This window comes from Streptomyces sp. E11-3, from assembly GCF_046540415.1.
Taxonomy (GTDB): Bacteria; Actinomycetota; Actinomycetes; order Streptomycetales; family Streptomycetaceae; genus Streptomyces.
Window position 1 is genome coordinate 258,039 of sequence record NZ_JAZGRL010000003.1, and the last position, 22,916, is coordinate 280,954.

Sequence of the window (22,916 nt, forward strand, 5' to 3'; positions counted from 1 at the left end):
GGGAGGGGGTGCGCGGGGCCTCGTCGAAGGGGGAGCGGTAGGCGGCCGTGAAGCGGTGGTGGTCCAGATAGGCGCGTACGCCGGTGATGCAGTTGGCGAAGGTACGGAAGGTGGCGACGCGGGACGAGCCGAGCAGGGTACGGCGGTAGGCGTCCTCGGTGCCGACCGGCGAGCCCCACACCACGCACACCAGTTTGTCCGTCTGCTCCGCCGCGTCCACCAGGTCCTGCGCCAGCTTGTCGCTCATCGGCGGGAAGGGGCCGGTGATCGGGCAGATCAGTACGCCCACGGACGGGTCGGCGAGGATCGCGTCGATGATTTTGCGGCCGCGCCAGTCGCCCACCGGGTGGCCGCCGTTGTCGACGGGGTTGGCGACGTTCAGGTACTCCGGTATCCACTGGTGGAGCTCGTCCTGCTTGGCGGCGGGCAGGGTCGGCAGGCTGAGCCCGGCCTCCGTGGCCAGGTCCGAGAAGTGCGCGCCCGTGCCGCCCGAGATCGAATACACGACGACGCCGTCGGCCTGCGGGGTGCGCGCCCTGGCCAGCAGGGCCGCGGTGTCCTGGAGTTCGTCCAGGCCGTCCACGCGTAGCACGCCGAACTGGCGCATCGCCGCGTCCACCACCGCGTCGGCTCCGGTCAGTTTGCCGGTGTGTGAGGCGGCCATCCGGGCCCCGGTCTCGGTGCGGCCGACCTTGACCGCGACCACCGGGACGCCGCGTCGGGCGGCGCGGTCGGCGGCGAGCAGAAAAGAACGGCCGTCCTTCAGGCCCTCCACATAGCAGGCGATGGCGCCGACCTCGGGCCGCTCGGCGAAGTACGCGAGGAAGTCGGAGGTCTCCAGGTCGGCCTCGTTGCCCGTGGGCGCCCAGTGGGAGAGGCGTACGCCGAGCTCCTGCATCGCGAACACCGGGCGGCCCTGGTGTCCTGACTGGGTGATCAGGGCGATCGCGGGACCTTCCAGGTCGTCCCGGAAGGTCTCGAAGGCGTTGAGGTTGGTGTTGGGGCCGAGTAGCCGCATCCCGGAGCGCTCGACGGCGGCGGCGAGACGGGCCTGGGCGAGGGCGCCCTCGCTCCCCGTCTCGGCGAAGCCGGAGGCGAAGGCGACCGCGAACCTCACCTTGGCCTCGGCCAGTTCCTCGATCACCGGAAGGGGGTCACCGACCAGCAGTACGGCCAGATCGACCTGCTCCGGCAGGTCGGCGACGGAGGGAGCGCAGGGTATGCCGAAGACGGACTGACGGGTGGGGTGCACCGGGTACAGCCGGGCGCCGACCCGCTCGGCCCAGGCGATCAGCTGGCGGGTGATGCCGGTGTTGGGTCGGCCATCGGTGTCCGATGCGCCGATCACGGCCACCGACTCGGGGCGGAAGAAGCGGTCCAGGTCGGGTACGTCGGCGTGCAGCGGGCGGCCGCTGACGTCCAGGTCGGCGGCTGGTCTTTTCGGCCTGCCGGTGCTGTCGGTGTCGGCCGTACTGCTGTGCACGGCCGGCGCCGGGCGCTCGCCGCAGGCCACCACGCGGGCCGGGCGGGAGTCGGTGGTGAGGGTGCCGTGGGTCGATCCAAGCATCGCTGACGCCCGCCTCCTGTAACGGTCAACAGAACTGACGCATAGTCAGATTACTTAACTGACACGCCGTCAGGAACAGGCTTGCGCGGAATGCCGTGTGGAGGGGTCGTGCCCTCCTGTGCGGGCGCCTCGGTCGCGTCCTACTACGCGGGCGCCTCGGTCGCCCCCTTGGCCGCCCTGTCGGCAGCCTTCGTGACTGTGCCCTCGGCTGCCCCCTTGGTCGGTGGCTTGGTGCGGGCCTTGGTGCGGGCCTTCGGCTGTTGCTTGGCACGCGTCTTGGCCTGCTCCCGTGCCACCGTCTTCGCGATCTTCCTGGCGTCGAGGGCCAGTTCGCGGAGCATGCCGCTGATGGGGGTGGTGAAGCCAGTGAAGTACAGGCCGGGGGCCGCGTCGGGTGTACGTCGGCCGTGGGTCACTGGGCGGCCGTTGGTGTCCAGTACGCCGAGGTGGCCGACCAGGGGCTCCAGGGCGGTGCGGTAGCCCGTGGCCGCGATGACCGTCTCGGGGCTGATGCGGGAGCCGTCCGCGAGGGCGACCTCCCCGCTGCCGAACGAGGCGACGGCGGCCACCGGCTCGACGCGCCCCCGTCGCACCGCGTCGACCAGACCCATGTCCAGGACCGGGACCGTGCCCTCCCTGGCCCGTACGCGCGGGCCGGTGGTGGGGCGCGGCAGGCCCTGCGCGGACAGGTCGGGGGTGGCGAGCTTCGCGAGCGGACGGCTCAGCCGGTCGGCCAGGCCTGCCGGGACGCGCCAGAACAGGACGCCGCTGCGCTGTGCGGACCAGCCGAGTGTCGAGCGCCGCAGGATGTACGGGGCGGTGCGGACCGCGAGCCTGACCCGTGCCGCGCCGCCCTCGACCAGGTCGACGGCGATCTCGGCGCCAGTGTTGCCGACGCCCGCGACGAGGACGTCCTGCCCGGCATACGGCGCGGCGTCGCGGTACTCGGCGGCATGCAGCAGCGTGCCAGGGAAGGCGTCGTGGCCCGGCCAGTCAGGGAGGCGGGGGGTGTGGTTGTACCCGGTGGCGATCACTACCGCCGAACCGGTCAGCTCCCGGCCGCCGCTGCCGTGCAGCAGCCAGCCGTCGCCTGCGGGCGCGCGGTCGATCCGGGATATCTCGACGCCGGTGACGATCTCCAGGTCGTGGAAGTCGGCGTACTTCTCCAGGTAGCGGACCACGTTGTCGCGGGACACCCACCGCCCGAAGGAGCGCGGCATGGAGAGTCCGGGCAACCCGGAGAGCCGTCGGGTGGTGTGCAGCCGGAGCCGGTCGTAGTGCCGGCGCCAGGAGGCGCCGATGGAGTCGGACCTCTCGAGCACGACGGCCCGTACCCCCTGTGTGCGCAGGGCGGCCGCGGCGGCGAGTCCGCCTGGACCGCCGCCGATGACGTATACGGGGTGTTCCGGGTGAGGTTGCGAGATGTCGGCCATGAACCGGAGCGTAATGGTCCAAGTGGTTGAGGTGGCCAGGTCAAGAGGGAAACCGGTTGCGAATCGATCACGGTGCGTGGCTGGGAGGTGCGGTCTGGGTGCGCACCCCTTGCGCACCCCTTGCGTACGCTGCGCCTCATCCGTAGAACTGACGTACCGTCAGATAGGGGTTGGGGCATGCAGACGATCTGGCTCGGTGGCGCCGAGTGGCTCGCGGTGCTGCGCATCGGACTCGGCCTGTGGTGGCTGGAGAGCTGGCGACACAAGGACAAAAAGGGCTGGTTCGAGCGCGGTACGGGTATCGCCTGGGCCGCGGACGTGGCGGGCAAGCACAGGTGGCCGGTGGTGAAGACGGGCTTCGCGACGGTCGTGGAACCCCGCCCGAAGGTCATGGCGTACCTCGTCGTATACGCCGAACTGGCGGTGGGGCTGGGCCTGATATCCGGCTTCCTCACGCCGATCGCCCTGGTCGGCGGGCTGCTGCTCAACCTCCTCTACCTCGTCCTGATGATCCACGACTGGGCCGAGCAGGGGCAGAACGCGATGATGGCGCTGATCTCCCTGGTCGCGCTGTTCGCGATGTCCTGGCAGACCTGGTCCCTCGACCACGCGATCGGACTCTTCTGATGCCGCCCACGGACGTACGGTTCGATCTTCCCGAAGCCGACGCCTTCACCCGGCCGTACTGGGACGCCGCCGCCGACGGGCGACTGCTGCTGCGCCGCTGCCGCGCCTGCGCCCGTGCCCACCACTATCCGCGCGAGTTCTGCCCGCACTGCTGGAGCGAGGACGTGCGGTGGGAGACGGCGAGCGGCCGGGCCACGCTCTACACCTGGTCCGTCGTCCACCGCAACGACCTGCCTCCGTTCGGCGCGCGCACCCCGTACGTCGCGGCCGTCGTCGACCTCGCGGAAGGGCCGCGGATGATGACCGAGGTCGTGGACTGCGCGGAGGCCGAGCTGCGGATCGGGATGGAGCTCGCGGTGGCGTTCCGGGAGGAGGAAGGGGCGGTCTCCGTGCAGGTGTTCCGGCCCCGGTAGGTCCCGGTGTTCCGGCTCCGGTAGGTCCCGGTGTTCCGGCCCCGGAAAATCAAGGTGCAACGCCTCCAACCGTGTTGATACGTTCCTTCTCGACGCGGGCGGCTCTCAGGTGTGCTTCCTTCTCTCACTCTCCTTATGAATGAGCGCACCACCCTTCCGCCCGCGCCCAGCTTCGGCACCGCGCCCGCCACACCCGGCGGGCGCGATGCTTTTTGCGGCGCGACCGCCGCCGGACGAGGGGGAACGGACGGACATGACCACCACGACGCGACAGGACCGCGCACAGACCGGCACCCGCGGCCTGGCCGCCGTGCTGCTGTCCCGTCGCGGCAGCGTCTACCTGCCCGGCGTCGACGCCCCCAGGGCCGCCGACGCCATGGCCGCCGACCCCGTGTCCTCGTCCGCGGACGCCGTGTCCTCGTCCGTGTCCGCGTTCGCGTCCGCCGGTGTCGTACTCCTCGAAGCCGATCTGCTGGAGCGCGGTTACCTGCTCTCCGCGCCGCTGCGCGCGGCGTACACCGCTCTGAGCCCCACCGACCTGTCCGCCGCGGGCCGTGCGCTGCTCGCCGACCTCGACGAGGCGCTCGGCGCCGACCGGGACCACACGCCGCTGTTCCGCGGCTTCCCGGGCAGCACGCCCCAGGACACGTACGCCTTCTACGTCGACCGGGTGCTGACCCTGCTGCTGCAGAACCCGGAGCAGCCGTGCGTCCTGTGTGCCGCCGTGGGCACCGTCCACGCCGTCTCGCCCTGCGCGCACCTGGTGTGCCGTAGCTGCTTCGACGGAGCGGACTTCGCGGCCTGCCCTGTCTGCCACCGCCGCATCGACGGCGACGACCCGTTCCTGCGGCCCGCGGCACGCCGCCCCGAGGCCGATCGGCACCGCGCGCTCCCGGACCGGATGCGGGTCCTCGCCTTCGGTGGGGACTCCGCCGCCCGTGACACGGCGGCAGGCGAAGAGCTGCGCGGCCTCCTCGGCCGTACCGCCGCCCTCTCCCCGCAGGATGCCGACGACCTTGCCGCGCTCCTGGACACCCGCAGCCGTACGGACCTCAGCTGGCTGCCGGAGTCCCTGCCCGGTCGGGAGACGAAGGCGCGCGTACTGTCCTGGCTCCTGCGTCCGTTGGCCGTTCGGGCCGTTCGGGCCGATCGGGGTGATCAGGTCGACCAGGTTGATCAGGCCGGTCCGGGTGATCGGGCCGATCGGGGTACGCAGGTCGATCGCCCCGCTGCGCTCGCGGCCGTCACCGCGCGGCTCGACACAGCGACCGACATCCTGCGCCTGCTCGCCGTCTGGTCCGGCGGCGACCCCGGCCTGGTGGACAGGCCGCGCCTGGTCGCCGTTCCGCGCCCCGTACGCCGCTGCCTGCTCGCCGCGCTCGACGCGCTCGACCCGGCACTGGCCGTCCCCGACATGCGCCGTCGCCGCCGCGCCTGGACCGCGGCGGCGCACGCCCTGCACCCCTTCGAGTACGCGACCCGCTACCCGCGTGCGGCCCTCGCCGTCGCGGCGCTGCGTGACATCAAGCTGCCGGACGACCAGCGCGACCAGCGCGACCCGCTCGGCGCCGCCCTGCGTTCCACCGCGGCCCCGCTCCCCGGCATCGACGCGACCGGCACCAAGGTCACCGTCGAGACCTGGGGCGGCAAGGTCGAGTCCGCTCTCGCCGACGGCGACACCGCTGCCGCTACCGCCCTCCTCGCACAGCGCCCCGGCGAACTCCTGCGCCGCCTCGACCACTTGCTGCGCCTGGCCGGACCGGACGCGGACCACGTACTGGACGCGCTGCCCGCCGCCCTGCCGCGGGTGTCGCCCGCGGTGCTCCTGTCGGCACTCGGCGCGATTCGCAGCCGCCGTCAGCCGCCGCGTACCCGGGTGTTCTTCCCCAAGGGTGGTGACGCCAGGGCGTACGTGACGGCGGACGAGCGCGCCAAGCCGACCCCGGCCGCCGTGGAGGCCGCCGTCGACGCCCTCACCACCGAGGTCCTGCGGCGTGCGGCCGCCGAAGGACCGGCCGAGCTGGCCGTCATCGACACCGCCCTGGACGGCGTCATCGCGCCGTTCACCGAGCGCACCGCCTCGCGCGCCTTGGTGACGCTGCCGCGCGGCAGTGAACTGGCCCTGCCCGAGGGCAAGTCGCTGCGCCTCTTCCTGCACTGGATGGAGAGCGCCGAGTCCGGCACATCCGATCTGGACCTGTCCCTCGCCCTGTTCGACGAGCAGTGGCAGCACATCGGCACCTGCGACTACACCGAGCTGCGCTTCGCCGACACCGCGGCCGTGCACTCCGGCGACCTCACCAGCGCCCCGGCCCCCGCGGGCGCGAGCGAGTTCATCGATCTGGACCTGGACCGGCTGGAAGAGGCGGGCGCCCGGTACGCGGCCGTGGTCTGCTTCTCGTTCAACGACATCCCCTTCGTCGAACTCGCCGAGGCCTTCGCCGGGTTCATGACCCGCTCCGAACCGGGCGACAGCGGCCCGGTGTTCGACCCGCGCAGCGTCGAGCAGCGCTTCGACCTGATCAGTGGGTCGCGGGCCGTGGTCACGCTCATCGTGGACGTCCCCGGCCGGACCATGCGCTGGCTGGACACCACCCAGGGCGTGTCCGGCACGCACCACGCCATCCACCGGCACGCCGACCTGCTGGCCGTACAGGGCCAGTCCCTCACCGAGCTGTTCGCCTCCGGTGCGCGCGTCGGCCTGGGCGAACTGGCCACCTGGCAGGCGGCGGCCCGCGCCGCGACCGTCGCCGTCCGCCACACCGACGGATCGGTCATCGCCTACCGGCGCCGCGACGGCGAGACGCCCGTCGCGTTCGCGGCCCGTATCGCCACCCCGGACCACGACGACGCCCACGGCATCGACCTCACCCGGGCCGACCTGGCCTACCTCCACCGGGGAGACGTCCGGCTCGCCGACGGCTGCGAGGTGTACGCCCTGCACCCGGGCAGCCTGGACGCGGGCTCGGTCCGCCTGCTGACGGCGGCCGATGTGGTCAACGGGCTGGCGGCGCGCGGGTAGGGCCGACGGGGGTGCGGCGCGATGGAGGTCAGCGCGACAGGGGTCGGCGCGACGGGGTGCGGGCCGCCGCGTTGCCGTACGAAATCGGGGTGCCCGCGGTACGGCAGCGGGTTTGAATGGCCTGATGACCGAGACCATCGAACCGTCGCCGCCCACCGAACTGCGGGCCGACGAGCTGCTCCTGCGCCCCTGGCGGCCGGACTCCACCAGCGACGCCGAGGCCGTGCTGCGCGGCTTCACCGACCCCGAGTTCCGGCGCTGGAACACCCCGAACAAGCCCGTCGACACCCTCGCCGACGCCCAGGGCATGCTCCAGCGGCAGGCCGAACGCCAGGGGCGCGGCGAGCAGGCGTCGTTCTGCGTCGCCGACGCGAGCTCCGGCACCGTACTCGGTCACATCTCCCTCAACTCCATCCAGCCGCACATCCGCACCGCGAACGTCGGCTACTGGGTCCTGCCGGAGGCCCGCGGCCGCCGCGTCGCCGCCCGCGCCCTGGAGCTGGTCAGCGGCTGGGGCTTCGGGACGGCCGGGCCCGGACTGCACCGCATCGAGCTCGACCACGCGGTCGGCCACGACCTGTCCTGCCGAGTCGCCGAACGCTGCGGCTACCTCTACGAAGGCACCCTGCGCGGCGCGTCCCCAGCATCCGGGAACGGCGACGCCTTCCGTGACGCGCACCTCCACGCCCGCCTGGCGACCGACCCCTGGCCCGCACAACCCGGCGCGTGAGCCAATCCCGCCACCGCGGCTACGGCCACAGCAGGCCGGTGCGCCAGTCCGTACCGTCCCGCTGGTACCGCAGTCTTACGTGCTGCCGGCTCGCGTCCCCCTGAAAGAACTCCACCTCGTCCGGCTCCAGGACGTACAGCGTCCAGGACGGCACCGGCGCCGAGGGTTCGGCCGCGGCTCGGTCCCACGCCGCCTCCGAGGCCCGCGCCAGCTCATCCCGCGATGCCAGCGCCTCGCTCTGGTGCCCGACCAGTGCCGCCGCCAGCGCGCCCGTCGAGCGCGCGTGCAGGTCGGCCTGGCCCTCGGCGGGCGACGCGGTGGTGACCCGGCCCCGTACCCGGATCTGGCGGCCCTGCGTCACCCAGTAGAAGTGCAGCGCGGCAGCGGGGTTGGCCGCGATCTGGCGGCCCTTGCGGCTGCTCGCGTGCGAGGCGAAGTGCCAGCCGCGTTCGTCCGCGTCGTGCAGCATCAGGGTCCGCACGTCGGGCCGCGACGGCGACCCGGACCTGGACCCCGGCTCGGACCCGGACCTGGACCCCGGCTCGGACCCGGACCTGGACCCCGGCTCGGACCCGGCCCCGGACCCCAGCTCAGACCCGGACCCGGATTCGTCCACCGTGGCCAGCTGCATCACATGGGGCTCCGGCTGCCCCGCCGCCACGGCCTCCGCGAACCACTGGCGGAAGAGCGGGAGCGGCGCGGAGGGCGCGGCCGCCACGTCGAAGGCGGGCAGCTCGGTGTCCCACACTCGCTGGGCGTGCAGGAGGCGGCGAAAGGTGGTCGCGGCGGCCTGCGAGTCGTCATTGCGCATAAGGCCCATTGTCGCTCTGCTGCGGACCCGGGGGATGTCCGATATTCGCCGTATCTGGCTTCATACTGAGAAGTAACGGACCCGTTTTCGTTGCGGTGTGGCTTCATCTCTTGACGCTGCGCGGACCGCCGAGTTTGGCTTCGAGCCACCTCGGCCGCACCTCCGCGGCCATGTCAGGGAGGTATCCGTAATGAACTCGCGAATGCGATGCGCTGCCGCAGCCAGTGCCGCATCCGTCTTGGTGGTCTCGCTCTCGGCCTGCGGTGGTGTGCTGTCAGGCGACGACAGCGACAGCAGCGCGCCCGTGCGCAAGGGCAACGACGTGAAGATAGGTCTGCTCCTTCCCGAGAAGGAGACCGCACGCTATGAAAAATTCGATCACCCCATCATCAAGAGACAGGTGTCGGAACTCACCGAGGGTGAGGGGCAACTGGTCTACGCCAATGCCGGGAATGATGCCGGCCTCCAGAACAAGCAGCTGGAGAAGATGATCGAGGGCAAGGTGGACGCGCTGATCGTCGACCCGGTCGACGCCAAGCTCATCTCGGCCTCGGTACAGAAGGCCAAGGACGCGGGCATCCACGTCATCGCGTACGACCGCCTCGCAGAGGGTCCGGTGGACGCCTACGTCGGCTTCGACAACGAACACGTCGGCCAGACCCAGGCCAGGGAACTCGTCGCGGCCCTCGGCGACGAGGCCGGTAAGAGCAGCAAGATCGTCATGATCAACGGCTCGCCGACCGATCCGAACGCGGCGGGCTTCAAGGCGGGCGCCCGCGCGGCACTGTCCTCGGTGACCATCGCGAAGTCGTACGACACCGAGGGCTGGAAGCCGGAGAACGCCAAGGCCCATATGGAGCAGGCCATCTCGTCGATCGGCGCCTCCGATATCGCGGGGGTCTACTCGGCCAATGACGGCATGGCGGGGGGCGCCGTCCAGGCGCTGAAGGAGGCGGGGCTGACGGAGCTGCCGCCGATCACCGGCCAGGATGCTGAACTCGCTGCGGTTCAGCGCATCCTGACGGGGGATCAGTACATGACCGTCTACAAGCCCTACTCCGACGAGGCCGCGACGGCCGCCGAGATGGCGGTGCGCATCGCTCAGGGCCGCAACATCGAGTTCGAGTCCCTCGCGCCGGACAAGACCGACAGCCCGACGACCAAGAACGTCCGGACGGCGAGCGTACGGGTGGTCGCGCTGACGCAGGACAACATCAAGGAGACCGTGGTGAAGGACGGCTTCTTCAAGGTGTCGGAGATCTGCACGCCGAAGTATGCGGCGGCCTGTGCCGAGGCCGGGCTGAAGTAGTCCCATTGAGGGAGCCCTGCCGCCTGGAGGCCCTGCCGGTCCGTCCGGCCCGGCAGGGCCCTCCTGTGGGCCCTGCCCGTCTCGTGCTAGCTCTGACCAGCTGAGGGCAGCGTGCCGAGCTGCTTCCACTCGCCGTCTTCGAAGCGGTCCAGCCAGAGGGGCCGTACCGCGACGGAGTAGCCGCCGTTCGGCGAGTAGGCGCCGTCGAGACCGTCGACGTGCCCGCTGGACAGTGCTTCCCACAGCTCCGTCCTGGCTTCGCTGACCGAGGACGTCGACTTCACCGACTTCAGCGCCGCCGCGACCGCTCTGGCGGCCTGGAGCTCCTCCAGCGCGCCGGGCTGGTCGGGCAGCTCGCGCACTTCGCGGCAGAAGTCGCGTGACGTGTTCACACAGTCCGCGTCGGATACGTCGCGGGAGACGGGCCGGAAGCGAAGGGTCCCCGGCGGGGCGGCGGCGTCACGATCGTCCTCGCCGGTGGCACAGCGCGCTGGGCCGTGGTCGTCGGAGACGAGGATCTTGCCGGTGAATCCCGCGTCCTTAAGGAGCCGGGCGGTGGTTCCGCTGACCTCCGGTGTCGCGCCGTCCACCACCACGGCGTCCGGGCGGTGGTCGTCGAGCAGTGTGCGGGCGTCCTTTGCGGTCTTCACGCTCTGGAGCCCCGCGAGGGTCGAGTGGTGTCCGGGAGAGTTCCTGGCGAACACCCGGTTCAGGCGGTCGGGCAGGGCGCGGACGATGTTCGCGGTGCGATAGTCGCCGTTGTCCCACAGGACCAGCAGCCTCTTCGAGGAGAGTGTGGTTCTGAGGTAGGTGTTCAGCTGGTCGGCCTGCTCGTCCAGATCGGGCTGCAGGGCGAGATGGCGGTCGTAAGCGGCATCGGACAGGATGTTCCCCCGGTAGCAGGTGCTGATGACCGGAATCGAGGGGGCACTCCCGGGTCGCACGTCGGACGTCTGGCCGACCACGGCGAGCAGTCTCGGGTACCTGTCGCTGATGTCCTCTACGGAGCCGAAGGCGCCGCGGGCGTTCACGTTCATGCTCACGATCCGTGGAGGCGGCTGTTTGGGGTCGATCGCCTCCTCCAGGTGCTTCCGCAGCAGGCTGTCGCGCGGGTAGTTCTGATCGCTCGTGACGACCGCGATGACGTCCCGTCCCGGCCGCTCGTCCGACCCGTCCGACCCGACCGACTCGGGGTTCTCGGCGCCGGAAGAGCTGGTGTAGTGCTCGACGTTCTTGCCGACGAACAGCCCGGCGAAGATCAGGAGCACTGTCACCGCGATCGCCACGGTGCGTCGGCGCGGGTCCGTCGGAGCGTCCGGACGGGAGGCCGGTACCGGAGTGCTCCGGACGTACCGGACCCCTGCTCTCGGTATGGGTCTCAAGGCGGGCTTCGGCGCCTCGCCCGGTACGGGTGCGCTCCGGACATACCTGGGCCTGGACGAGTCTGGCGGCGCCTCGACCTGGGGCTGAGGCTGGGGCATCGGCGTCGAATCCGGCTCGGGCGCGGGCTCGGGCTCGGGCTCGGATGCAGCGTCCGCCTGCCGTACCCCCTGTGCCCCCCGAAGCCCCCGAACCCGTTCCAGCGCCTCTGCCGCGTCCCGGGGCCGGTCCTCCGGGTCCTTCGCCATCAGGTCGAGGATCAACCGGTCCACGTCCGGGCCGAGTTCGGCGCGGGCACGGCTCGGGCGGAGTGGCACGTCGTTCATGTGGTTGTACATGACCCCGGCCGCCGGGCCCACGAACGGCGGGCGCCCGATGAGGAGTTCGTACAGCACGCACCCGAGCGCGTACAGGTCGACGCGTCCGTCGCCGCGCTCCATGCGGAACTGCTCGGGGGCCATGTACAGCACGCTGCCGATGGGCATGTGGCCCGTACGGGTCAGCCGGGACGCCGACTCCGCGCCCTCCAGGAAGGTCGCGATGCCGAAGTCCATGACCTGGACCGTGCCGTCGGCCCCGGCCATCAGGTTGGCGGGCTTGATGTCCCGGTGGACGACGCCCGCCCCGTGCGCCACTTCCAGCGCCCGGCAGATCTGCTCGGTCCAGTCGAGCGCGGTGTCGAGCGCGACCCGGCCCTCCTCGCGCAGGACTTCGTGGAAGGCGCGCCCGGTCAACAACTCCATGACGAGGTACGGGATCTCCGTGCCGCCCTCGCTGTCACCCTCGCCCTCGCCGTCGTCTGCCCGCCCCGTGCCGTGGTCGAAGACCGTGACGATGTGCGGGCTGCTCAGGGCCGCCGCCGCACGCGCCTCGCGCCGGAAGCGGGTGAGCAGCTCGGCGCGTTCGGCGGCCTCGATGTCGCCGGGCGGCGAGAAGAGCTTGACCGCGACCTGGCGCCCCAGTTCCTCGTCCCGGGCCCGCCACACCTCGCCCATGCCACCGGCCCCGACGGACTCCTCCAGCCGGTACCGGCCGTCGAGCAAGCTCCCCCGCATGACGTTCCCCCGTCCCCGTACGCCGCTCTCCGCGAGCGTAGTCGAGGAGTCGGCAGGCCGGGCGGTTAGCGTCGCGGTTCTCCGAGGTCCCGCCCCCGGTACGCTGCGGATCTTCGCGGGGCAGCTAGGGGGCGTCCCGAGACGCGTGGGGGGTTGCCTTGAGCGGTAAGAGCGGTAAGAGCGGTAAGAGCGGTAAGAGCGGTAAGAGCGGTAAGAGCGGCAGAGCTGACAAGGCGAGACCCGCGAGCTGGACGGCGGCGCGGAGTCGTCGGCGCCGCAGTCTGATCCTGATGTTCATCTTCGTGCTGGTGCTCGCCGGAGTCGTGGCACTCGCCGGGGTGGTCGGGAACACCGAGCGGGTCAGCAGGATGTGGGTCAGCGCCGAGGTCGCCAAGGACGGCAGCGCCCGCATCACCGAGGTGATCGACTACGACTTCGGGTACCCCGAGCACCCCAAGCATGGCATCTACCGTGACATCCCGGGCCTGTCCTACGACGATTCGGAGACCGAGACCAGCGCCACCGTGGACGGCGCCCCGGTCCCGTACGAACTCACCTACGGCGAGACGACGGACCGGAGCATCAGGGTGGGCGACCCCGACAGCACCGTGACCGGCCTCCACCGCTACCGCATCCAGTACACGCTCCAGAACGTCGTCCGTGACGGCAAACTCGCCTGGGACGCGGTCGGCACGGGCTGGCAGACCGACCTCGACAACGTCGAGATCCATGTCGTGGCCCCGTACGACGTCACCGGAACGCGCTGTGTGCAGGGCAGGACCGGTTCCCAGCAGAGCTGTACGGTCGCCGAGCCCGAGCCGGGTCATCTCGTCGTCGAGCTTGACCAGCTCAAAGCGGGCCGGGGCACCACGCTGTACGCCTCCGGTGCCGCGAGCGGGACCGGAGGCCAGGTGGCCGCTCCCATACCGCCCTCCGGGGCGGCCGACGGCGACGTGATCGTGCACCCGTTGCGGACCATGCTGTGGGTGGCAGGCCTCGCCCTGGCCTGCGCGCTGCTGGTGGCGTGGCTGTTGCGCTTCGTCGGCCGCGACCGGCTCGCGACGGACGGACCCGTCGGATCCCCGTCGGATATCAGCGGTGGCGGCCGGGAGCGGCGCGTCGACATCGACAGGATCGCGGCCTCGCTCACCGCGAGGTCCGTCCCGCCAGAGGGGTTGAGCCCGGCGCAGGGCGGCATTCTGCTCGCCGAGCGGGTCGTGCCCCGGCACCAGGTGGCGTGGCTGCTCAGTGCGGCCATCGACGGTCACATCACTATCGAGGGCGCCGAGCGGTATCCGACCGTGCGCCGTAACGCCGAGAACACGCCGACCGATCCGGCCACCGAGGCCGTGCTCGCTGAGATGTTCGCGGGCCGCGAGGAGTTCACCCTGGGCCTGTACGACCAGCGCTTCCGGACGGCCTGGCAGACCCTCGGCGCCCGGATGACGGAGTGGCAGCGGACCGGCGGTCTGTGGGACTCGACCGACGAGGGCCGGGAACGCACGGAGCAGCGGATCGGCACGGTCGCCACACTGCTGGGCCTTGTCGCGGCTTGCTTCGGCAGCGTGCTCAACGCCTCGACGAACTCGGCGGGTTGGCCGACAGCCATCGTAGGCGCGGTGGCCATGGGCACCGGCCTCGCGGTGCGCCTCCGCTCCTGGGAGCTGCGGTCCCGTACCGCCCGCGGCACGGCCCTGTGGCTCCAGGTGGAATCGTTCCGGCGCTTCCTGGCCGACTCGTCCTTGCAGCCGGCCGACGCGATGACCGATGACGACCAGCTGGAGCTGTACACCGCGTGGGCGGTGGCACTGGGCGAGGTGTCCCGCTGGCAGCCGGCGGTCACCGCGTCGACGTCGGCACCCGCCGCCACCCACACCGTCCGCCGCTCGACGGCGTTGGCACGGTACGGTCCGGCACTGGCGGTGGGTCTGGTCGCCGCCGCGACGATCTCCGGAGGATCCTCGTCCTCCAGCGGCACCAGCTCTGGCGGCTCCGGCGGTTCCGGCGGCTCCGACGGAGGGGTCGGCGGCGGCGAAGGGGGAGGCGGCGGAGGTTCGTGGTGACCCTCCGCGCGCGGAGGCAACGATCGGCCTCAGATCGGCGGTCGCCGGATCAGCCCCTATGGCCGGGCCAGCGGGCGCCGCGGTGCCGCGGTGCGGCGGGAGCGGATCAGTGCCACCCGGCCGAGTACCACGGCGATCAGCCCCACCATCAGTGCCACGATGGCCCCGCCCAGCCCGTTGCCGGTGCCGAGGCCCCCGTCGGCCGTGGCTACCACCAGGCCGCCGATGGCCATGGCGATCAGTCCGGCCGTCTGGGCCACGGTCGCTCCGAGTGGCCCGTTGCCGGTGCCGAAACGACTGGCGGGGCGGGCCAGCGCCAGTCCCCCGATGACGGCGCCGAGCAGCCCCAGCAACGCGGCCGATGTGGCCCCGATGCGCCCGGCGCTCACGGTGGTGACACTGGCGGCGGTCTGCTGGACCGAGACGTGCGCGGCTGCCGGTGCGGCGAGCGCGAACACCACGAGCGGGGCGGCTCCGACCACGGCAAGCACCCGTCGTACCCGTTGTACTGGCCGTACCCGTTGTACTGGCCGTACCCGTCGTACCGGCCGTACCCGTCGGGCACGTATGACTGACGCCAGGGATCCTGATGAGCTCATGTCCCTGTCCCCCTTCTCTTCTCTTCCGCTTCTCGGATGTCTTCCGAGCATGTCGCCGGGCGCGCCGCCGGTCGTCGTGCGGACGGAGGCACTTCGCGCTGCCGCGGCTGGCGCACCCGGTTGCCGCGGATGCCGCAGGCGCCGCGGAAGTACTGCGTGCGCGGTAGGCGACCGCTCGTCCGTAAGCCGGACTCGACCGCACCGGCATCCGGTTAGGGTGCGCGCATGAGTACGGGACTGACCGGTGTCGGGGCCGGTGCCAGAGACTGGGCGATCGCCGTCTGCGTGGCGGCGACGCTGCTGGTCACCGGGGTGTCCGGGCAGCGCTCCGGAACGAACCTAGACCTGCTCGGCTACGTGCTCCTGGTGGCCGGAGGCCTGGCCCTCGCCGCGCGCCGCCGAGCCCCGGTTCCCGTGCTGGCCGTCACCGGGCTGTCCGCGCTCGGATACCAGGCGGCGGGTATCGACGTGCCCGCCGTGGCGTTCCTGTTCGCGGTGTACGCCGCTGTACGGGAAGGACACCGCACCCTCACGATCCTGGCGAGCGTGACCCTGGTGGCCGCCCTGCCGCTGGCCGCCCTGGCCTCCCTGCGCGATATGGGCGAGGCGTTCGCGCAGGCCCGAGGCGCCCTTGAGATCGCCTGGCTGGTCGCGGCCGGTGCCGCGGGGGAAGCGCTGCGGCAGGCCGAGCGGCGGGCGGACGAAGCCGAGCGCACCCGCGAGGAGATGGCGCGGCGCCGCGCCGACGAGGAGCGGCTGCATATCGCGCGGGAGCTGCACGACTCCCTCACCCACCAGATCTCGATCATCAAGGTGCAGTCCGAAGTCGCCGTCCATGTGGCCCGCAAACGCGGCGAGGAGGTGCCCGAGGCCCTGCTGGCGATCCAGCAGGCCGGACGTGAGGCGAACCGGGAACTACGCGCCACCCTGGAGGCGTTGCGCGACGACGACACGGCCCCGCCGCGAGGGCTCGACCATGTCCCGGAGCTGGTGCGGCGGGCCCGTACGATCGGCCTGGACGCGACGCTGACGATCGACGGACAACGGGACGACGTTCCGGCCGCGGTGGGCCGGACCGCCTACCGGATCGTTCAGGAGTCGCTCACCAACATCGCCCGGCATGCCGCAGCCGGTTCGGCGTCGGTACGGATCGACTGCCGTCCGGACGCCCTCGCGATACGCGTAGACGACGACGGCAAGGCGACCCCGGACACCACCCCCACGCCCGGCGTCGGACTGCTCGGGATGCGCGAACGGGTCACCGCACTCGGCGGTCGCCTGCGCGCCGAACCGCGCGGCGATGGCGGCTTCACCGTCCAGGCCGAACTCCCCGTGGACCGTACGTCGTGATCCGTGTCCTGCTGGTCGACGACCAGCCGCTCCTGCGCAGCGGATTCCGCGCGCTCCTCGACCTCGAAGACGACATCGAGGTGGTCGCCGAGGCCGCCGACGGGCAGGAGGGCCTGGCCCTCGTCAGGGAACACCTCCCCGACATCGCCCTCATCGACATCCAGATGCCGGTCGTCGACGGTATCGAGGCGACCCGGCGCATCGCCGCGGACCCGGCCCTGGCCGGGGTGCACGTCGTGATCCTGACCAACTACGGCTTCGACGAACACGTCTTCAACGCGTTGCGCGCGGGTGCGGCCGGGTTCCTCGTCAAGGACATCGTGCCGGAGGACTTCCTGCACGCCGTACGTGTGGCCGCTCGCGGTGACGCCCTGCTCGCACCGTCGATCACCCGCAAACTGATCAACCGGTACGTGGCCGAGCCGTTCCCCACAAGCGCCGACACGGCGTTGGAGGGGCTGACCAACCGCGAACGGGAGGCCGTCGCCCTGGTCGCGCAGGGCCTGTCCAACGACCAGATCGCCGACCGCATGGTGATCAGCCCAGTGACCGCGAAGACCCACGTCAACCGGGCCATGGCCAAGCTCCACGCCCGCGACCGCGCGCAACTCGTGGTGCTCGCCTACGAGTCCGGCCTGGTGGTCCCGCGGGTCCCGCGGGCTCCGCGGTGACGCTCAGACCGAGCCGAGGTCCGCCGACAACCAGCGCTGGGGGCGCATCCGGACAACCACGTTGTCGCCGAGGCTCTCCTCGGAATACTTCACATACCCGTCGACCTTGTCGGCGGGCAGGTAGCGGGCCGTCATCTCCACGAGCTGGTCATGGGTCCCGGGGGTGATGTCCAGGACCGGGCCCTCGACGGAGACGTACCGGATGGTGGGCGTCTCGCGGTCCACCATGAGACTGAACCGGCCTGCGGCGGCCAGGAATTCATGCTTGCGTGAGTCGCGTCCGGTCAGCACCCAGACATCACCACCCGGCGTGTACTGGTACCAGATCGGGACGGTGAGCGGGGCCCGCCCCTCTCCGGCGTCCACGGCCAGCGCGGCGATGTGGGACTCGGCGAGGAACTGCTCACGCTCTTCACGGGTCAGGGCCACCGGAACACTCCTTCTGCGGGCATGCGTAGTCCGTACGCATGCCCAACGAGCGCCGCAGACACGGGTATTCCGCCGTCGCTCATCATCCTCGCCCCAGTACGACCGTCCCCGAAGAGCAGAACCAGCCGCCCGTGCCCGAGGCCACCGCAAGCTCCGGCAGTCGTCCGCCCGCCTTGTGTACCTGCCGCTCGCCCGCCTCGCCGCGCAGTTGCCGTACTGCCTCGACCAGCAGGAACAAGCCCCGCATGCCGGGGTGTTGGGCGGACAGGCCGCCGCCGTCGGTGTTCACCGGGAGGTCGCCGGTGAGGGTCAGGCGGCCCTTCTCGACGAAGGCGCCGCCCTCGCCCTTGGCGCAGAAGCCGAGGTCTTCGAGGGTCACCAGGGTCATGTAGGTGAACGCGTCGTAGATCTCGGCGATGTCGACGTCCTGCGCGCGTACGCCCGCCCGTTCGAAGGCGATGCGGCCGCTGACGGCTGCCGGGGAGACGGTGAAGTCGTCCCACTCGGACATCGTGGTGTGCGAGACGTGCTCGCCCGCGCCCAGGACCCACACCGGGTCCTTCGCGCAGTCGGCGACGTACTCCTCGGCGACCAGGAGCACCGCCGCGCCGCCGTCGCTGCGGATGCAGCAGTGCAGCTTGGTGAAGGGGTCGGCGATCATCGGTCCTGACAGGACGTCGTCGACCGTGATCGGGTCGCGGTACATCGCGTCCGGGTTGTGCGCGGCGTTGGCCCGTGCCTGTACGGCGACCTCGGCGAGCTGCTCCAGTGTGGTGCCGTACTCGTGCATATGGCGGCGGGCGGCCATCGCGTACTTGGCGATCAGCGAGTGTCCGTAGGGGACTTCGAACTGGAGCGGGCCGCGGGCGCCGAAGGAGAGGTTGGAGGTGCGGCGCTTCGCCTTGATGTCGGCGCGGGCGGTGGAGCCGTAGACCAGGAGCACGGCGTTCGCGCGCCCGGCGGCGATGGCGTCCGCGGCGTGGGCCGCCATGACCTCCCAGGTGGAGCCCCCGACGGAGGTCGAGTCGACCCAGGTGGGGCGGAGTCCCAGGTACTCGGCCACCTCGATGGGGGCGAGGGTGCCCAGGCCCGCCGAGGCGAAGCCGTCGATGACGCTCTTGTCCAGGCCGGAGTCGGCCAGGGCGCGGCGGGCGGCCTGGGCGTGCAGGGAGTACGGGGTGGCTTCGTCGACGCGGCCGCAGTCGGCCAGGGCGGCGCCGACTACCGCGACCTTGCGCGCGGGGCTGGCTGGTGCTGATGGCGACGGCATGAATCTGACGGTACATCAGATAGTCGGTGCGGGGGTCGAGAGTCGCCTGTACGGGCTCTGTGCATCTGGGGGCTATCGGCCTAGCATGACGGCCCGTCAGATCGAGGTAGGTGCAGCCGCCTGGCCGCGCCCGCCTCTGAGGGGAGGACCCGTCGATGGATGCCGCCTTCACCGCGGAGCAGCACGAGATCCGCCGCACCCTGCGCGAACTGATCGCCAAGCGCTGCGGCCCGGACGAGGTCAAGGCGGCGGTGCGCACCGCCGCCGGGCACGACGAGGAGCTGTGGCTGACCCTGGCGCGGGAGCTGGGCCTGCCGGGGCTCGCGCTGCCGGAGGAGTTCGGCGGGGTGGGGTGCTCGGTGACCGAACTCGCCCTGGCCTGCGAGGAGACGGGCCGCGCGCTGCTGCCGTCGCCGCTGCTCGCGACGGCGGCGCTGGCGGCCCCCCTGATCGCCCGGCTGGGGACGGAGTCGCAGCGCGCAGCGTTGCTGCCGGGTGTCGCCTCCGGGGAGCTGACGGGGGCGTTGGTGGTGCCGGGCGCGGTGCTCGCGACGGCGCTCGGGCTGTCCGGGGCCAACGCCGGTCCGGCCGCCGGGGACTGGGCCGGTGGCGGGCGGGCCGGGGGTGTGCAGGCCCGGTGCGACGAGGACGGTTGGCGGTTGTACGGGCAGGCTGAGCAGGTGCTCGACGGGCACCGGGCCGGGCTGCTGATCGTGGCCGCGCACACCGGGGGCTACGCCAGGTCCCGTACGCTCCTCTTCCTCGTACGGGCGTCGGGGGCCGGGGTCGCGGCGGTACGGCAGACCTCGCTGGACGAGACGCGGCCGCAGGGTCGGGTCGAACTGCGGGACGCGGCAGCGGAGTTGCTCGGGGAGGATGACGCGGGGCTGGTGGCGGATGCGCTGGCCGCGACCGGGCGTACGGCGGGCGCGGTGCTCGCGGCCGAGGCGGTGGGGGCGGCGGACCGGGCGCTGGAGCGGACCGTCGACTACGTACGGCAGCGGGAGCAGTTCGGGCGGGCGATCGGGTCCTTCCAGGCGGTCAAGCACCGGCTCGCGGATGTGTATGTCGCGGTGCAGGCCGCGCGCTCGGCGGCGTACTACGCGGCGTGGGACCCCTCGGCCGCCGGGCTGGCGCTGGCACAGGCGCTGGAGGCGCTGCGTACGGCTGCGGCGGAGGCGGTGCAGTTGCACGGGGGGATCGGGTTCACCTGGGAGCACGAGGCGCATCTGTACTTCAAGCGGGCGGCGGGGGACGAGCTGCTGTTCGGGCCTGTGCACCGGCTGCGGGCGCATGCGGCGGAGGGGGCGGGGCTCTTCGAGGTTCCCGGCGCCGCCGAGGGGGTGGCGGTCTGATGTCGCCTGTGGGGCTCCGGATGATGCAGAAGGTGTCATCGACGCGGGCCTTCGCGAAGGTCGCGCCGCATTTCGTCCCTGCGATGGACCGGGTGGTGCACCGGCTGACGCGGGGCAAGGTGCTGCTGAGCGCGCGGATGCTGCCCGGGGTCATACTCACGGCTCGCGGCGCGAAGAGCGGCCTGCCTCGGCGTACGCCGCTGGCCTGCATGCCGGAGGAGGCGTCCGGGACGTGGGTGCTGGTCGGGTCCAACTTCGGGCGGCCCGGGCATCCTGCGTGGACGGCCAACCTGCTGGCGCATCCGGAGGCCGAGGTGAGCTGGAAGGGGGCGGATATTCCGGTGCGGGCTCGGTTGCTGGTGGGGGAGGAGCGGGCGGTGGCGTGGGCGGCGGTGCTGGAGTTCTGGCCGCCGTACGCGACGTATCAGGCGCGGGTGTCTCGGGAGATCCGGCTGTTCCGGCTGGAGCGGCGGGGTGCGGCGGGCTGACGGTGGTCGTCGGGTCGGGGGGCAGGGCCGCGAGGCGAACCGGCGGCCGCGATGTTGCGGGAACTCCTGGACTCCCGGATCCACACCGGCATATCCCTGCGCGAGGCCGCCACCACCCTTCACGTTCACTCCACCCACGTGATCCGCTGCTTCAAGCAGACATACGGCCTGCCGCCGCACGCCTACCTCACCGGCAAACGCATCGACCAGGCACGTCGGCTCCTCCTCGACGGCCGCCGGCCCGCCGAGGTCGCCACGACGGTGGGCTTCCACGACCAAGCCCACCTGAACCGCCACTTCAAACGCCATGTGGGCACCACGCCCGCGCGTTACGCGCGCTAGACCCAGCTGGTTCTTGATCATGGCGAAGACCCCCGGTGTGGTGGCCGAATCTCCCCCCACAAGCCAGATGCCGGCAGCGGCCACCTGAAAACACGGTGGCCGCTGCCGGCATCGGCAGACAGGACAGAGAGAGGCAGGGGGCGAAGGGCGCCCGGGCTACTTCGTCGGCTTGCGGCCCGTGATGCCCAGGTGCACCAACAACGCCAGGTTCGGCTTCAGTTCGGCCTGCTTCACGCCCCAGGTCTGGAAGCCCTTCTGGTGTGACGCGACCGCCGCCAGCATCGCGACCAGCGAGCCGGACATCGCCGCCGCGCTGACCTCCTTGTCGACCTTCCCCTTGGCCTGCAGTTCCTTGACCGTGTCCGTAAGGGAGTTGGTGACCGAGTTCAGGATCTTCATGCGGATCTTGTAGAAGCGTTTGTCGCCCTCGGCCGCGCCCAGGTCGACCACCCGCAGAATCGCCTCGTTCCTGCGCCAGAAGTCGAGGAACCCGTCGACCAGGTCCTGCGCCGCCTGCCAGCCGGCCTTGCCGACCCAGGAGCGGCCGGTGAGGACCTCGGTCAACCCCGCGCCCTCCGCCGCCATTTGCTCGGCGATCTCGAGGACCGCGCCCTCGACGTCGGGGAAGTACTGGTAGAAGGTCGCGGGCGAGGTGCCCGCCTTCCGGGCGACGTCGATCACCTTGACGTCCCGATAGGGGGACGAACTGAGCATTTCGCTGAGGCAGTCGAGCAACTTCTGACGCGTCGCCTGACCGCGCCGCCCGGCGACTCGGCCGTCGACGGTACGTACTTGTCCTGTCATGCCGTCAGCTTACCGAGGGGCGATCGAGGCGCGATTCGGCCGACTGCAAATGGGGTTCAAGCCACAGAGGGGAATGGGTGTTCGATTTGGGTTGCCGTGCGGAGCGGGAGTCCCCGTTCCCCGTTACGTTGAGTGTGTGCCGGGCAGCGCAGAGCCCCGCCGTACGGGAAGGACCAGGCCCATGGCCGACGCAGCCGCAGAAGGAGCCGCAGACAGCGCTGCAGACGGAGCCGCAGCCGGAGCAGCGGCGGGGTACCCCGAAGGCGCCCCCTGCTGGGTGGACGCGCTGCTCCCCGACGTCGAGGCGGGCAAGCGTTTCTACGGGGAGCTGTTCGACTGGACCTTCGACGAGGGCGCGGGGTCGGAGTACGGGCGGCGGTATGTGCGGGCGTACAGCGAAGGGAAGGCCGTCGCGGCGCTCGCGCCCAAGAAGGACGGGCGGATGCCCACCGTGTGGACGGTGTACTTCGCCACCCCCGACGCCCGCGCCCTCGCCGCCCGCATCAGGGACGCGGGCGGCCAGCTGGTCACGGATCCGCTGCCGGTCGGGCCGTTCGGGACGATGGCGCTGGCCACAGACCCGGAGGGGGCCGTCTTCGGGCTCTGGCAGGGCGGCAGCTATCCGGGCTTCGAGAAGAAGGGCGAGCCGGGATCGTTCTGCTGGGCCGAGGTGTACTCGCGCGACCCGGCACTGGTCGACCCCTTCTACGAGGGCGTCTTCGGCTTCGGCGGCTTCGACCTCAAGGACGCGGGCGTCGACTTCCGTACCTGGTCACTGCCCGGCAGCGAGCCGGGCCCGGAGACCGCGATCGCGGGCCGGTCGGTGGTCGCGGGGACCTTCCCGGCCGAGATGCCCGCGCACTTTCTGACGTACTTCACCGTCGCCGACTGCGACGCCGTGGCGGCGCACGCCCAGCGGCTCGGCGGACGTGTCCAGGCGGCACCCTTCGATATTCCGTACGGACGGATGGCCGCGCTGGTGGACAATCAGGGGGCGGCCTTCGCCATCCTGCAGGACTGAGGGGGATTGAGCGGTACTGGGATCCTTTGCCCGTATATCGGCTCTCCTGGGGGAGACACCCCGATCCGGCCCCGGGTTCGCAACCCTTGCCCCGGACAGGAAGAATCAGGGTGCGTGCCGCCGTTGCGGCGCGGTGGTGAGACGCTGACCGAAGGCCGTGTGTCGAGGCCGTATGGC

At 71.5% G+C, this 22,916-nt stretch carries 20 protein-coding genes; 12 read left to right on the top strand and 8 right to left on the bottom strand.

Annotation, left to right across the window (positions count from 1 at the left end):
- Both U9R90_RS30765 and U9R90_RS30770 read right to left on the bottom strand, forming a co-directional pair.
- The coding region (locus tag U9R90_RS30765; RefSeq protein ID WP_411060172.1) for a CoA-binding protein at positions 1–1,567 on the bottom strand (1,567 nt) is incomplete at its 3' end.
- A gap of 143 nt (positions 1,568–1,710) precedes the next feature.
- Complete coding sequence (locus U9R90_RS30770; RefSeq protein ID WP_411060174.1) at positions 1,711–3,000, bottom strand: flavin-containing monooxygenase; 1,290 nt, start codon at positions 2,998–3,000, stop codon at positions 1,711–1,713.
- A gap of 177 nt (positions 3,001–3,177) precedes the next feature.
- Between U9R90_RS30770 and U9R90_RS30775 the strand changes: the two genes are divergently transcribed.
- From U9R90_RS30775 to U9R90_RS30790, 4 genes are all read left to right on the top strand, one after another.
- A complete protein-coding gene (locus U9R90_RS30775; protein ID WP_411060175.1) occupies positions 3,178–3,627 on the top strand; it encodes a DoxX family protein in 450 nt (149 codons plus the stop codon).
- Positions 3,627–4,040, top strand: a complete 414-nt coding sequence (locus U9R90_RS30780) for a Zn-ribbon domain-containing OB-fold protein (protein WP_411060177.1) — start codon at positions 3,627–3,629, stop codon at positions 4,038–4,040. Before U9R90_RS30775 ends, U9R90_RS30780 begins: the two co-directional genes overlap by 1 nt.
- A 253-nt stretch (positions 4,041–4,293) precedes the next feature.
- Entirely contained in the window at positions 4,294–7,062 is a 2,769-nt protein-coding gene (locus tag U9R90_RS30785) for an MXAN_6230/SCO0854 family RING domain-containing protein (protein ID WP_411060178.1), read from the top strand.
- A 124-nt stretch (positions 7,063–7,186) separates the two neighbouring features.
- Complete coding sequence (locus U9R90_RS30790; protein WP_411060180.1) at positions 7,187–7,792, top strand: GNAT family N-acetyltransferase; 606 nt, start codon at positions 7,187–7,189, stop codon at positions 7,790–7,792.
- Positions 7,793–7,811: 19 nt separating this feature from the next.
- Here U9R90_RS30790 and U9R90_RS30795 read toward each other — a convergent pair whose 3' ends face one another.
- Positions 7,812–8,603, bottom strand: a complete 792-nt coding sequence (locus U9R90_RS30795; protein WP_411060181.1) for a pyridoxal 5'-phosphate synthase — start codon at positions 8,601–8,603, stop codon at positions 7,812–7,814.
- 190 nt (positions 8,604–8,793) lie between these two features.
- Here U9R90_RS30795 and U9R90_RS30800 point away from each other — a divergent pair, with 190 nt between their 5' ends.
- Positions 8,794–9,912: a sugar ABC transporter substrate-binding protein gene (locus U9R90_RS30800; RefSeq protein ID WP_411060182.1), complete on the top strand. Its 1,119-nt coding sequence runs from the start codon at positions 8,794–8,796 to the stop codon at positions 9,910–9,912.
- Between the two features lie 86 nt (positions 9,913–9,998).
- On the opposite strand, the gene U9R90_RS30805 is transcribed toward U9R90_RS30800, so the two are convergent.
- The gene (locus U9R90_RS30805) at positions 9,999–12,347 is read right to left on the bottom strand and encodes a protein kinase domain-containing protein (protein WP_411060183.1); all 2,349 of its coding nucleotides are present in this window, start codon (positions 12,345–12,347) and stop codon (positions 9,999–10,001) included.
- A gap of 290 nt (positions 12,348–12,637) precedes the next feature.
- Here U9R90_RS30805 and U9R90_RS30810 point away from each other — a divergent pair, with 290 nt between their 5' ends.
- On the top strand, positions 12,638–14,410 hold the full coding sequence (locus tag U9R90_RS30810) for a DUF2207 domain-containing protein (protein ID WP_411060184.1): 1,773 nt from the start codon (positions 12,638–12,640) through the stop codon (positions 14,408–14,410).
- 56 nt (positions 14,411–14,466) lie between these two features.
- On the opposite strand, the gene U9R90_RS30815 is transcribed toward U9R90_RS30810, so the two are convergent.
- Positions 14,467–14,892 (bottom strand): DUF6223 family protein, encoded by a 426-nt coding sequence (locus tag U9R90_RS30815; RefSeq protein WP_411060186.1) that lies wholly within the window; start codon positions 14,890–14,892, stop codon positions 14,467–14,469.
- 342 nt (positions 14,893–15,234) lie between these two features.
- Here U9R90_RS30815 and U9R90_RS30820 point away from each other — a divergent pair, with 342 nt between their 5' ends.
- Positions 15,235–16,359, top strand: a complete 1,125-nt coding sequence (locus tag U9R90_RS30820) for a sensor histidine kinase (protein WP_411060187.1) — start codon at positions 15,235–15,237, stop codon at positions 16,357–16,359.
- Complete coding sequence (locus U9R90_RS30825) at positions 16,356–17,030, top strand: response regulator (protein ID WP_411060189.1); 675 nt, start codon at positions 16,356–16,358, stop codon at positions 17,028–17,030. The genes U9R90_RS30820 and U9R90_RS30825 overlap by 4 nt, the downstream gene beginning before the upstream one ends.
- A gap of 3 nt (positions 17,031–17,033) precedes the next feature.
- On the opposite strand, the gene U9R90_RS30830 is transcribed toward U9R90_RS30825, so the two are convergent.
- A complete protein-coding gene (locus U9R90_RS30830) occupies positions 17,034–17,459 on the bottom strand; it encodes a pyridoxamine 5'-phosphate oxidase family protein (RefSeq protein ID WP_411060191.1) in 426 nt (141 codons plus the stop codon).
- Positions 17,460–17,541: 82 nt separating this feature from the next.
- On the bottom strand, positions 17,542–18,729 hold the full coding sequence (locus U9R90_RS30835; RefSeq protein ID WP_411060193.1) for an acetyl-CoA acetyltransferase: 1,188 nt from the start codon (positions 18,727–18,729) through the stop codon (positions 17,542–17,544).
- 155 nt (positions 18,730–18,884) lie between these two features.
- Here U9R90_RS30835 and U9R90_RS30840 point away from each other — a divergent pair, with 155 nt between their 5' ends.
- Genes U9R90_RS30840 through U9R90_RS30850 form a run of 3 tightly spaced genes read left to right on the top strand, consistent with a single transcriptional unit; the run spans position 18,885 to position 20,914 of the window.
- Positions 18,885–20,084: an acyl-CoA dehydrogenase family protein gene (locus U9R90_RS30840; RefSeq protein ID WP_411060195.1), complete on the top strand. Its 1,200-nt coding sequence runs from the start codon at positions 18,885–18,887 to the stop codon at positions 20,082–20,084.
- A gap of 23 nt (positions 20,085–20,107) precedes the next feature.
- Complete coding sequence (locus U9R90_RS30845) at positions 20,108–20,572, top strand: nitroreductase family deazaflavin-dependent oxidoreductase (protein WP_411060959.1); 465 nt, start codon at positions 20,108–20,110, stop codon at positions 20,570–20,572.
- A 51-nt stretch (positions 20,573–20,623) separates the two neighbouring features.
- Positions 20,624–20,914 carry a helix-turn-helix transcriptional regulator gene (locus U9R90_RS30850; RefSeq protein ID WP_411060196.1) on the top strand — a complete coding sequence of 97 codons (291 nt, stop codon included), beginning with the start codon at positions 20,624–20,626 and terminating at the stop codon, positions 20,912–20,914.
- A gap of 156 nt (positions 20,915–21,070) precedes the next feature.
- Here the strand turns inward: U9R90_RS30850 and U9R90_RS30855 are convergent, their stop codons facing one another.
- Positions 21,071–21,718 (bottom strand): TetR family transcriptional regulator, encoded by a 648-nt coding sequence (locus tag U9R90_RS30855; RefSeq protein ID WP_411060198.1) that lies wholly within the window; start codon positions 21,716–21,718, stop codon positions 21,071–21,073.
- Between the two features lie 181 nt (positions 21,719–21,899).
- Between U9R90_RS30855 and U9R90_RS30860 the strand changes: the two genes are divergently transcribed.
- A complete protein-coding gene (locus U9R90_RS30860) occupies positions 21,900–22,739 on the top strand; it encodes a VOC family protein (protein ID WP_411060199.1) in 840 nt (279 codons plus the stop codon).
- Positions 22,740–22,916: the final 177 nt, after the last annotated feature.

Excerpts from the sequence above, each read along its gene's own strand:
- U9R90_RS30810 (WP_411060184.1), top strand. The coding sequence starts at position 12,638 with ATGTTCATCTTCGTGCTGGTGCTCGCCGGAGTCGTGGCACTCGCCGGG.
- U9R90_RS30860 (WP_411060199.1), top strand. The coding sequence starts at position 21,900 with ATGGCCGACGCAGCCGCAGAAGGAGCCGCAGACAGCGCTGCAGACGGA.
- U9R90_RS30820 (WP_411060187.1), top strand. The coding sequence starts at position 15,235 with ATGAGTACGGGACTGACCGGTGTCGGGGCCGGTGCCAGAGACTGGGCG.
- U9R90_RS30795 (WP_411060181.1), bottom strand. The coding sequence starts at position 8,603 with ATGCGCAATGACGACTCGCAGGCCGCCGCGACCACCTTTCGCCGCCTC.
- U9R90_RS30845 (WP_411060959.1), top strand. The coding sequence starts at position 20,108 with ATGCAGAAGGTGTCATCGACGCGGGCCTTCGCGAAGGTCGCGCCGCAT.
- U9R90_RS30855 (WP_411060198.1), bottom strand. The coding sequence starts at position 21,718 with ATGACAGGACAAGTACGTACCGTCGACGGCCGAGTCGCCGGGCGGCGC.
- U9R90_RS30775 (WP_411060175.1), top strand. The coding sequence starts at position 3,178 with ATGCAGACGATCTGGCTCGGTGGCGCCGAGTGGCTCGCGGTGCTGCGC.
- U9R90_RS30805 (WP_411060183.1), bottom strand. The coding sequence starts at position 12,347 with ATGCGGGGGAGCTTGCTCGACGGCCGGTACCGGCTGGAGGAGTCCGTC.
- U9R90_RS30800 (WP_411060182.1), top strand. The coding sequence starts at position 8,794 with ATGAACTCGCGAATGCGATGCGCTGCCGCAGCCAGTGCCGCATCCGTC.
- U9R90_RS30770 (WP_411060174.1), bottom strand. The coding sequence starts at position 3,000 with ATGGCCGACATCTCGCAACCTCACCCGGAACACCCCGTATACGTCATC.
- U9R90_RS30840 (WP_411060195.1), top strand. The coding sequence starts at position 18,885 with ATGGATGCCGCCTTCACCGCGGAGCAGCACGAGATCCGCCGCACCCTG.
- U9R90_RS30790 (WP_411060180.1), top strand. The coding sequence starts at position 7,187 with ATGACCGAGACCATCGAACCGTCGCCGCCCACCGAACTGCGGGCCGAC.
- U9R90_RS30850 (WP_411060196.1), top strand. The coding sequence starts at position 20,624 with ATGTTGCGGGAACTCCTGGACTCCCGGATCCACACCGGCATATCCCTG.
- U9R90_RS30785 (WP_411060178.1), top strand. The coding sequence starts at position 4,294 with ATGACCACCACGACGCGACAGGACCGCGCACAGACCGGCACCCGCGGC.
- U9R90_RS30780 (WP_411060177.1), top strand. The coding sequence starts at position 3,627 with ATGCCGCCCACGGACGTACGGTTCGATCTTCCCGAAGCCGACGCCTTC.
- U9R90_RS30835 (WP_411060193.1), bottom strand. The coding sequence starts at position 18,729 with ATGCCGTCGCCATCAGCACCAGCCAGCCCCGCGCGCAAGGTCGCGGTA.